Source organism: Neobacillus drentensis (assembly GCF_036966985.1).
GTDB classification, from domain to species: domain Bacteria; phylum Bacillota; class Bacilli; order Bacillales; family Cytobacillaceae; genus Neobacillus; species Neobacillus drentensis_E.
This window is the reverse complement of the sequence record NZ_JBALSN010000041.1, coordinates 1-1,830: the sequence shown is the minus strand read 5'-3', so window position 1 is coordinate 1,830 and position 1,830 is coordinate 1. Positions and strand designations below refer to the sequence as shown.

Sequence of the window (1,830 nt, the reverse complement as noted above, 5' to 3'; positions counted from 1 at the left end):
TCATCTGGGACACCAATTACAGCCGCTTCAGCAACTCCCTCACATTCAAGAACTGCACTTTCAATTTCCATTGTACTTAAGCGATGCCCGGCAACATTGAAGGCATCATCAGAACGACCAACAACCCACACATATCCATCCTCATCAATTAGAGCCAAATCACTTGCAAAATAGCTTCCTTCTACCTGACTAAAATAAGAGGAAATATAACGCTCCGGTTCCTTCCAAAGCGTGCGGCAAAGCATTGGGAATGGTTTTCTAATGATTAAATTTCCTAACGTACCCGGTTTAACTGGATTTCCCTCTTCATCCACCACAGCTATATCTGCACCTAAAAATTGCATTCCGGCTGATCCTGGCTTCATTGGGGTTAACCATGCTGCGCCAGCAATTGGACAGCCCGCTGTTTCCGTTTGTCCCCAAGTATTATTGACACATATTTTTTTCTTTCCTAAAACTTCATACGTCCATTGCCATGATTCTGGGTCAAAAGGTTCACCCACTAAGGAAACAACATCCAGACATGATAAATCAAATTGATTCAGTACTTTTTCACCTAGACTTTTTAACATCCGTAATGCTGTTGGGGCGGTAAACAATTTATTCACACGGTATTTCTCAATTACCTGATAAAATCTGTCCTTTGTTGGAAAGTCAATCGCTCCCTCATATACGACAGTGGTCACTCCATTGGCGAGTGCGCCTGCAATACCCCAAATATGCATCGTTAACCATCCAATATCAGCCGTACACCAGAAAACATCATCATCATGGTGATCCATATGATATTTGCTATAAATATAATTTTGGATCACAAAGGCCATACCTGAATGAACGACACCCTTTGGTTTTCCTGTTGTACCGCTTGTGTAGAAGACAATTCCATATTCATTGGCCTCTAGCTTCTCAGGTTCACAAAGGATGCTTGCCTTTCTGGTTAGTTCCTCCCACCAGAAATCCCGTCCTTCTGTCATATTAATTTCTGTATTTAGGCGATTAACGACGATCACCGCTTCAATGGATGGAATGTCAGGAATTACCCTGTCCACTTTTTCCTTCAAGCAAACTTTGTTTCCACGTCTGATCGTAGCATCAGTCGTCACGATAATCTTTGGCTCAAAGCTAATAAGACGGTCCTTCAATGACTTTTCGGAGTATCCTGAAAATACGGTATTGTAAATTGCCCCAATTCGAAAGCAAGCGAGCACGGCAATAATTGCCTCAGCCAAATTCGGAAGGAAAATCGCCACACAATCCCCTTTTTTCACACCAAATGACCGCAAGACATTAGCAAAGCGATTTACTTCTGCTAACAGCATATTATATGTAAAAAACTTAGTGTCCCCGTTCTCTCCCTCCCAAATCAGTGCGGTGCGATTTCCAGCACCATTTTCCACATGACGGTCGAGTAAGTTTACACAAGGGTTGCTGATGCCCCCTTCAAAAAAACGAAAGTCTGGAAGATTTCCACTTATTGTTTTTTGCCAAGGCTCATACCAAAATAGCTCTTTAGCCACATCGTTCCAAAAGGCTTCGGGATCTTTTTGCGATTTTTGAAGAAGTTCTTGAAAAGCTTTACCGCTTCCAATTGAGGTGTTAGATTGTTTTTCTTCGCTTGGATAAACTAGTTTACTTTCTGCAACTACCTTTAAAATTCCGCTTACATCCATATGAATCCCCCTATAATGAAAATATTAGAACCATTGGGACCGAATAGTTGGTCGGTTCAGCGCTAAAATAATGAAAGCGCTTTATTTTTGTGGAATATGAAAATTACTCTAAAATAGTAGCCCGTCATTTGATGTACATCAATAAGGTTAACACAAATAT

1 protein-coding gene is annotated in these 1,830 nt (G+C 41.1%); it reads right to left on the bottom strand.

Annotated elements, in window-relative coordinates; genetic code table 11:
- Positions 1–1,670, bottom strand: a 1,670-nt coding sequence (locus V7659_RS02920; RefSeq protein ID WP_335537986.1) for an AMP-binding protein, incomplete at its 3' end; no start/stop codon positions are given.
- Positions 1,671–1,830 lie beyond the last annotated feature (160 nt).